The organism is Streptomyces anatolicus (assembly GCF_019400875.1).
Taxonomy (GTDB): domain Bacteria; phylum Actinomycetota; class Actinomycetes; order Streptomycetales; family Streptomycetaceae; genus Streptomyces; species Streptomyces anatolicus.
This window is the reverse complement of sequence record NZ_WMBF01000283.1, coordinates 1-8,245: the sequence shown is the minus strand read 5'-3', so window position 1 is coordinate 8,245 and position 8,245 is coordinate 1. Positions and strand designations below refer to the sequence as shown.

The 8,245-nt window shown below is 69.4% G+C and carries 9 protein-coding genes; 8 read left to right on the top strand and 1 reads right to left on the bottom strand.

Annotated elements, in window-relative coordinates; translation table 11 throughout:
• Positions 1-8: 8 nt before the first annotated feature.
• Positions 9-836 (bottom strand): TIM barrel protein, encoded by an 828-nt coding sequence (locus tag GKQ77_RS22190; protein ID WP_219690687.1) that lies wholly within the window; start codon positions 834-836, stop codon positions 9-11.
• Positions 837-961: 125 nt separating this feature from the next.
• Between GKQ77_RS22190 and GKQ77_RS22185 the strand changes: the two genes are divergently transcribed.
• The 8 genes from GKQ77_RS22185 to GKQ77_RS22150 all read left to right on the top strand — a co-directional run.
• The gene (locus GKQ77_RS22185; protein WP_219690686.1) at positions 962-1,276 is read left to right on the top strand and encodes a YkoF family thiamine-binding protein; all 315 of its coding nucleotides are present in this window, start codon (positions 962-964) and stop codon (positions 1,274-1,276) included.
• Positions 1,273-1,635, top strand: a complete 363-nt coding sequence (locus GKQ77_RS22180; protein WP_219690685.1) for a helix-turn-helix domain-containing protein — start codon at positions 1,273-1,275, stop codon at positions 1,633-1,635. Before GKQ77_RS22185 ends, GKQ77_RS22180 begins: the two co-directional genes overlap by 4 nt.
• A 162-nt stretch (positions 1,636-1,797) precedes the next feature.
• Entirely contained in the window at positions 1,798-2,322 is a 525-nt protein-coding gene (gene uraD, locus GKQ77_RS22175) for a 2-oxo-4-hydroxy-4-carboxy-5-ureidoimidazoline decarboxylase (protein ID WP_219690684.1), read from the top strand.
• Positions 2,319-2,726, top strand: a complete 408-nt coding sequence (gene uraH / locus GKQ77_RS22170) for a hydroxyisourate hydrolase (protein WP_219690683.1) — start codon at positions 2,319-2,321, stop codon at positions 2,724-2,726. The genes uraD and uraH overlap by 4 nt, the downstream gene beginning before the upstream one ends.
• A 5-nt stretch (positions 2,727-2,731) precedes the next feature.
• The gene (gene pucL, locus GKQ77_RS22165) at positions 2,732-3,679 is read left to right on the top strand and encodes a factor-independent urate hydroxylase (protein WP_219690682.1); all 948 of its coding nucleotides are present in this window, start codon (positions 2,732-2,734) and stop codon (positions 3,677-3,679) included.
• A 64-nt stretch (positions 3,680-3,743) separates the two neighbouring features.
• The gene (locus GKQ77_RS22160; protein ID WP_219690681.1) at positions 3,744-5,162 is read left to right on the top strand and encodes a nucleobase:cation symporter-2 family protein; all 1,419 of its coding nucleotides are present in this window, start codon (positions 3,744-3,746) and stop codon (positions 5,160-5,162) included.
• 44 nt (positions 5,163-5,206) lie between these two features.
• Positions 5,207-6,589 carry an 8-oxoguanine deaminase gene (locus tag GKQ77_RS22155; RefSeq protein ID WP_219690680.1) on the top strand — a complete coding sequence of 461 codons (1,383 nt, stop codon included), beginning with the start codon at positions 5,207-5,209 and terminating at the stop codon, positions 6,587-6,589.
• 242 nt (positions 6,590-6,831) lie between these two features.
• On the top strand, positions 6,832-8,245 hold a 1,414-nt coding region (locus GKQ77_RS22150; RefSeq protein ID WP_219690679.1), incomplete at its 3' end, for a nucleobase:cation symporter-2 family protein.

The window sequence follows — 8,245 nt, the reverse complement described above, 5'->3', positions numbered from 1 at the left end:
AAGCGGCGCTAGTCCCGCCCCGGCAGCCAGCCGAAGGACTCCTCGCTGGGCCGGTCCCCGGCCTTGTACTCCAGGCCGACCCACCCCTCGTAACCCGTGTCCCGAAGCTGGTCGAGCAACGCCTCCAGAGGCAGGGACCCCGTGCCGGGCGCCCCCCGCCCGGGGTTGTCCGCGATCTGCACATGCCCGGTCTTCGCGGCATACCGCGAGATGACGGCCGGCAGGTCCTCCCCGTTCATGGACAGGTGGTACAGGTCCATGAGGAACTTCGCGTTACCGAGCCCGGACGCCGCGTTCACCTTGTCCACCACGGCGACAGCCGCATCCGCGCTCACGATCGGGCAGAGCGGCGACTCCGGCTTGTTCAGCGCCTCGATCAGCAGGATCGCGCCGACGCGGTCGGCCTCCCGCGCCGCCAACACCAGGTTCTCCAGAGCGAGTTCGTCCTGGACGGCCGGGTCCACGCCGTCGACCCGGTTGCCGTAGAGCGCGTTGAGCGCCCCGCAGCCGAGCGAGGCCGCGAAGTCCGCCGCCACCGCGAGGTTCGCGCGGAACTTCTCGCTCTCCTCGCCGGGGACCGACAGGGCGCCGCGGTCGGGACCGGGCAGCTGCCCGGCGTAGAAGTTCAGACCCACCAGCTGAACGCCCGCGTCCTCGATCGCCTTCTTGAGGGCGTCGAGCTCGGACTGCTCGGGGGTGGGGGCGTCGACCCAGGGCCACCACAGCTCGACCGCGCCGAAGCCGGCCTTCGCGGCGGCCGCGGGGCGCTCCAGGAGCGGGAGCTCGGTGAAGAGGATCGACAGGTTCACATTGAAGCGCTGGTCGGAGTATCCCATGGGGCTTCCGCGCTCCTTCCGTATTGCGGAAGTTCATTTCTGCTTGATGGAAGACTGCCTCCGATCCGCGGAAGCTGTCAAGAGGGGGCTGCCGAAAAATCCCGACCCGGCAGTAGGTTGGCCGCGTGCGATTGAGAGTGGAGTTCACGACCGAACCGTTCGACCTCGACGAGGCCCCGGCGCATGCGCTGGTGGCCCGCGAGGTCATCCAGGGGGCCCCGCTCGACGCGGTGGACGTAGGCCCCTTCGGCAATACGGCCGAAGGCGACGTCGACGCGGTGCTGACCGCCGTCGACGCGATGCTGCGCCAGTCCCTGGGGGCGGGAGCCACCCGCGTCTCCCTCCAGGTCAACGTGATCGGCGAGCCGGGCGCCCCGGGCGGACCCGGCCGGCCGGGTGAACCGGGGGAGTCGCGGCAGTCGGGGGAGGCGGATAAGTGACCGGTTTCGGGGACGACCCCTTCGTCACCGCGGTCAAGCCGCTGGTGGACGCCATGGGCGGCCGGATGATGCCGCCGGAGGAGGCGGGGACCGACGACGTGGTCCTGTCCTGGGAGGGCGAGGACGTGGTGGCCGTACGGCTGCCGCAGCTCGCCGACTCCCTGGACCACATCCTGCTCGCCCTGGAGCGCAAGCGGGGCTGCCCCCTCGCGGAACTGGACCGCAAGGCGAAACAGGAGGTCGTACGGATACTGGAAGCGAGAGGCGCCTTCTCCGTCCGCCACGGCGTGGAGACGGTCGCCGCCGCCCTCGGGGTCAGCCGTTTTACGGTGTACAACTACCTGAACCGCTCCACCTGAGCGGGGCGGCGCCACCCGTCCTCGCCCAGCCCCCAGAAGGCCGCTCTCCGTTAACCGGAGGGCGGCCTTTGTTACTCGAAGTTTTCAACAAAGTGTTGACGTGGTGTTTCGGCTGGCGTTAGCTATCCGCAGCCCGACCCGCACAAGGCCACGGAGGTACCCGTGACTTCGAGTACGACCCTGGGCCTCGCCCGGTTCAACACCTCCACGGAGCCCGTGGCCACCGCCGCGCTCCACGAGGCCTGCGCCTCCTCGGCGTGGGGGAGCAGACTGCTCGCCCAGCGCCCCTACGCCTCCGTCGAGGACCTTTTCGCCGCGAGCGACGCCGCCATGGCCGAGCTGACGGCGGACGATCTGGCCGAGGCGATGGCGGGGCACCCGCCGATCGGCCGCCCGAAGCCGGGGGACCCGACCTCCTCCCGCGAGCAGCGGGGCATGGCGGGCGCCTCCGAGGAGCTGAAGGCCGAGATGCTCGAACTGAACCTGGCGTACCAGGAGAAGTTCGGCCACGTCTTCCTGATCTGCGCGACCGGCCGCACCGGCGAGCAGATGCGGGACGCGGTCAAGGAACGGATCGGCAACTCGCCCGAGCAGGAGCGGGAGATCGTCCGCACCGAACTTGGCAAGATCAACCGCATCCGCCTGACCCGCCTCGTCGAAGACTGGGAAGAGGAAGAGACCGCATGAGCACGGAAACGACCGCGTCGGTGTCCACGCACATCCTGGACACCAGCGTCGGACGCCCCGCGGAGGGCGTCGCCATCTCGCTGTCCGCCCGCAGTGGCCCGGACGCGGGGTGGCAGCCGCTCGGCGGCAGCGCGACCGACGCGGACGGGCGCTGCAAGGACCTGCCGGCGCTGCCGGAAGGCGTCACACACGTACGTCTCGACTTCGAGACCGAGGCGTACTTCCTGACCAAGAACAACCAGCAAGCCGAGGCGCAGCAGGACGCCCCCGCGAATCGGGACAGCGGTGCGAGCGGCGTGTTCTTCCCGGAGGTGGCGATCACGTTCGCCGTCACGCCGGGCGAGCACTACCACGTACCGCTGCTGCTCAACCCGTTCGGCTACTCCGTTTACCGAGGGAGCTAGCAGACATGCCCACCATTCTGGGACAGAACCAGTACGGCAAGGCTGAGAACCGGGTCGTAAAGATCACGCGGGACGGCGACACCCATCACATCAAGGACCTGAACGTCTCCGTCGCCCTCTCCGGCGACCTGGACGACGTCCACTACAACGGCTCGAACGCCAACTGCCTGCCGACGGACACGACGAAGAACACCTGCTTCGCGTTCGCCAAGGAGTACGGCATCGAATCCGCCGAGCAGTACGGCATCCACCTCGCCCGGCACTTCGTGGACAGCCAGCCCTCGATCCACCGCGCGCGGATCCGCATCGAGGAGTACTCCTGGGAGCGCATCGGCGGCTCCGACAGCAACGCCAAGTTCATCGGCGCCGACGAGGTCAAGCACTCGTTCGTCCGCAAGGGGCAGGAGACGCGGCTCGCCCAGATCACCTATTCCGCCGAAGGTGAAGGTGGGGCGAAGTTCGAGGTCCTTTCGGGCCTGAAGGACCTCACCGTGATGAACTCCACGAACTCCGAGTTCTGGGGCTACATCAAGGACAAGTACACGACGCTGCAAGAGGATTACGACCGCATCCTCGCCACCTCCCTGTCCACCTGGTGGCGGCACAACTGGACCAGCGACGAGCAGCGCATGCCCAGCTGGGAGCGGAGCTACGAGCAGGCGAAGAAGCACATCCTGCACGCCTTCGTGGAGACCTACTCGCTCTCCCTCCAGCAGACGCTGTACCAGATGGGTTCGCGGGTCATCAACAACCGCAGCGAGATCGACGAGATCCGCTTCTCCGCGCCCAACAAGCACCACTTCCGCCAGGACCTCTCGCCCTTCGGCCTCGACAACGAAGCCAAGGACGGAGCCGTCTACTACGCCGCCGACCGTCCCTACGGCCTCATCGAGGCCACCATCCTGCGGGACGGCGTCGAGCCGAAGATCCCGGTCGACATGACCAACCTCTGACGCGGGACGCGCGCCCCCTCCTCCCCGCAGTGGGCGGGGGCGCGCCACACCGGAGGGAACAGCAATGGCACAGCCTGCACAGGGGCCGGCAGAAGGCCCGTGTTCCACCCCACCCGTAGGTGACGGAGACTCAACTCCCGACTGTCACCCGGTGGATGAGAAGCTTCACCCCTCGCGGCTCGTCCCCGCCGCGCTCCAGCACATCGCCGCCATGTACGCGGGTGTCGTCACCCCTCCGCTCATCATCGGCCAGGCCTGCGGCCTGGACACCGTGGCCCAGACCCGGCTCATCGCCGCCGGGCTGCTCATCGCCGGGCTCGCCACCATCCTGCAGACCCTCGGCGTCAAGGGCTTCGTCGGCAACCGCCTGCCCTTCGTCAACGCCGCGTCCTCGGCGGGCATCGCGCCGATCCTCGCCATCGCCGAGACCAACGCCAAGGGTGACCAACTCCCCGCGATCTACGGCGCGGTGATGGTCGCGGGCGTCTTCTGCCTCGTGATCGGCCCCTTCTTCGGCAGGCTCCTGCGCTTCTTCCCGCCGCTGGTCACCGGCGTCGTCATCACCCTCATCGGCGTCACGCTGATGCCCGTACCCGTCACCTGGGCGCAAGGCGGCGACGAGACGCACCCGGACTTCGGCGACATGAGATACCTCGCGCTCGCCGCGTTCACCCTCGTCGTCATCCTCATGTTCCAGCGCTTCGGGCGCGGCTTCCTCAAGCAAGTCGCCCTGCTCGCGGGCATGTTCATCGGCACGCTGGCCGCGATCCCGTTCGGGATGGCCGACTTCAGCTCCGTGCGGTCGGCGCCGCTGGCCGCGCTGCCCACGCCGTTCGCCGCGGGCGCCCCCGTCTTCCAGCCCGCCGCGATCCTCTCGCTCTGCATCGTCATGCTGGTCCTGATGACCGAGTCGGCGGCCGGGATGCTCGCCCTCGGGGAGATCTGCGAGCGCAAGACGGACGGGAAGACCATCACCCGGGGCCTGCGCACCGACGGCATCGCCACCCTCGTCGGACCCGTCTTCGGCGGCTTCCCGACCTCGGCCTTCGCGCAGAACGTCGGCGTCGTCTCGCTCACCCGGGTCCGCAGCCGCTACGTCGTCGCCGTCGCGGGCGCCACGCTCCTCGTCCTCGGCGCCTTCCCGGTGCTCGGCGCGGTCGTCAGCGTGGTCCCCATGCCGGTCCTCGGCGGCGCGGGCATCGTCCTCTTCGGCTCCATCGCCGTCAGCGGCATCCGTACGCTCTCCGAGGCGGGCCTGGACGACAGCTCCAACATCGTCCTCGTGGCGGTGTCGCTCGGCGCGGGCATCATCCCGCTCGCCGCGCCCGCCTTCTACGCGGACTTCCCCGCCTGGGCGCAGACCGTCCTCGGCTCCGGCATCAGCGCCGGCGCGCTCGTCGCGGTCTCGCTCAACCTCTTCTTCCACCATCTCGGCACCCGTGGCAGCGCCCGGAGCGCGGCCGCGGCACTCAAATCTCCCTAGGGTCATGCCGTGCCCACATCGCCACTCACCAGTTAGGAAGCACCATGGCACCTTCGGCAGACCGCATCGTCATCGAGAACGTCGCCATCGCGACGGTCGACGCCCAGGACACCGAGTACGCCTCGGGCCACATCGTCGTCGCGGGCAACAAGATCGAGTCCATCGGCGCGGGCAAGGCGCCCGAGGGCCTGGAGAACGTCGTACGCCGCATCGACGGCACCGGCCACCTCGCCACGCCCGGCCTGGTCAACACCCACCACCACTTCTACCAGTGGATCACCCGGGGCCTCGCCACCGACCACAACCTCTTCAACTGGCTGACGGCGCTGTACCCGACGTGGGCCCGCATCGACGAGCGGATGACGTACGCGGCGGCGCAGGGCTCCCTCGCCATGATGGCCCGCGGCGGCGTCACCACCGCCATGGACCACCACTACGTCTTCCCGCAGGGCTCCGGCGACATCTCCGGGTCGATCATCCGCGCCGCCTCCGAGATGGGCGTGCGCTTCACCCTGGCCCGCGGCTCCATGGACCGCAGCGAGAAGGACGGCGGCCTGCCCCCGGACTTCGCCGTGGAGACTTTGGAGGGCGCGCTCGCCGCGACCGAGGAGACCGTCAAGAAGCACCACGACGCCTCCTTCGACGCGATGACCCAGGTCGCCGTCGCGCCCTGCTCGCCCTTCTCGGTCTCGACCGAACTCATGAAGCAGGGCGCCGAGTTGGCGCGCCGCCTCGGCGTACGTCTGCACACCCACGGCAGCGAGACGGTCGAGGAGGAGAAGTTCTGCCACGAGCTGTTCGGCAAGGGCCCCACCGACTACTTCGAGTCGACCGGCTGGCTCGGTGACGACGTGTGGATGGCGCACTGCGTCCACATGAACGACTCCGACATCGCCGCGTTCGCCCGCACCGGCACCGGCGTCGCCCACTGCCCCTCCTCCAACGCGCGCCTCGCCGCCGGCATCGCCCGCGTCCCCGACATGCTCGCGGCGGGCGTCCCCGTCGGCCTCGGCGTCGACGGCACCGCCTCCAACGAGTCCGGCGAACTCCACACCGAGCTGCGCAACGCCCTGCTCATCAACCGCCTCGGCGCCCACAGGGAAGCCGCCCTCAACGCCCGCCAGGCCCTGCGCCTCGGCACCTACGGCGGCGCGCAGGTCCTCGGCCGGGCCACGCAGATCGGCTCCCTGGAGGCCGGCAAGCTCGCCGACCTCGTCCTGTGGAAGATCGACGGCATCGGGCACGCCTCGATCGCCGACCCGGTGACCGCCATCGTCTTCGGCGCGGCGGCCCCGGTCACGCTCTCCCTCGTCAACGGCAGGCCGGTCGTCGAGAACGGCCGCCTCCTGCACGCCGACGAGGACGCCATCGCCCGCTCCACGCGGGAGGAGGCGCAGCGCCTCGCGCGGATCGCCGCCGAGAGCTGAACCCAAGAACTCCGGTCAGGGGGGACGGCCCTTGACCGGACTTGAGCAGCCGAGCGGGCTGCTCAAGTGCCGCCCCGGAACGTGGCCCAAAGCTTCACGTTCTCGGGGCGGTCAGTACTACCTGGGCGCATTTCCACAACCGAATACCGAGCAAGTCCTTGCACCAAGCCCCACCCCCCACCTCCCAGAAGCGAAAAGTGCCGGCGCCCAGCCGGGGCTGGAAAACAACCGGAGGAGCCACCGTGGCCACTCAGCCCAGGTTCACCAAGCAAGGCACCACCCCGGACCCCGACTCCGACGAGGGGGCCATACGACCGGAAGGCATCCACCCGGTCGACGAGAAGCTGCCACCCCTGAAGATGGCGACCACCGGCCTTCAGCACGTGGCCGCCATGTACGCGGGCGTCGTCGCCCCGCCGCTCATCGTCGGCGCCGCCGTCGGCCTCTCCGCGAAGGAACTCACCTTCCTGACCGGCGCCTGCCTGTTCACCGCGGGCCTCGCCACCTTCCTCCAGACCCTCGGCATCTGGAAGATCGGCGCCCGGCTGCCCTTCGTCAACGGCGTCACCTTCGCCGGTGTCGCGCCCATGCTCGCCGTCGTCGACTCGACCGAGAACAAGGACGACGCGCTGCCGGTCATCTTCGGCGCGGTGATCGTCGCCGGTGTGCTCGGCTTCATCGCCGCCCCCTTCTTCTCCAAGATGGTGCGCTTCTTCCCGCCCGTCGTCACGGGTACGGTCATCACCCTCATCGGCATCTCGCTGATGCCGGTCGCCTTCGGCTGGGCCCAGGGCCCGGTGCCGGGCGCCGACGACTACGGCTCGATGAAGAACCTGGGCCTGGCCGGCATCACGCTCGTCATCGTCCTGCTCCTGCGCCGCTTCACCACCGGCTTCGTCAAGCAGATCGCGGTCCTGCTCGGCCTGGTCGTCGGCACGCTCGTCGCGATCCCGTTCGGCGTCACGGACTTCAGCCCGGTCGGCGAGGCGGACATCGTCGGCTTCCCGACGCCCTTCCACTTCGGGGCCCCGCAGTTCGCCGCCGCCGCGATCGTCTCGCTCTGCGTCGTCATGGTGGTCTCGATGACCGAGTCGACGGCCGACATGCTCGCCCTCGGCGAGATCGTGGACCGCCCGGCCGACGAGAAGACCATCGCGGCGGGCCTGCGCGCCGACTGCCTCGGCTCGGCGGTCAGCCCGCTCTTCAACGGCTTCATGTGCAGCGCCTTCGCGCAGAACATTGGCCTGGTCGCGATGACGAAGATCCGCAGCCGGTACGTGGTCGCGGCGGGCGGCGGCTTCCTCGTCCTGATGGGCCTGTGCCCGATGGCCGCCTCGCTGATCGCGGTCGTGCCGCGCCCGGTGCTCGGCGGCGCCGGCGTCGTCCTCTTCGGCTCGGTCGCGGCGAGCGGCATCCAGACGCTGGTCAAGGCGAACCTGGAGAAGGACAACAACGTCCTGATCGTGGCCGTCTCGCTGGCCGTCGGCCTGATCCCGATCGCGGCACCGGAGTTCTACCACGCGTTCCCGGAGACCGCGAAGATCATCCTCGACTCGGGCATCTCGACGGGCTGTGTGGCGGCGGTGCTCCTGAACCTGGTCTTCAACCACATCGGCGGCGGCCGCGATGACGACGAGGTCACGGCACCGATGGAGC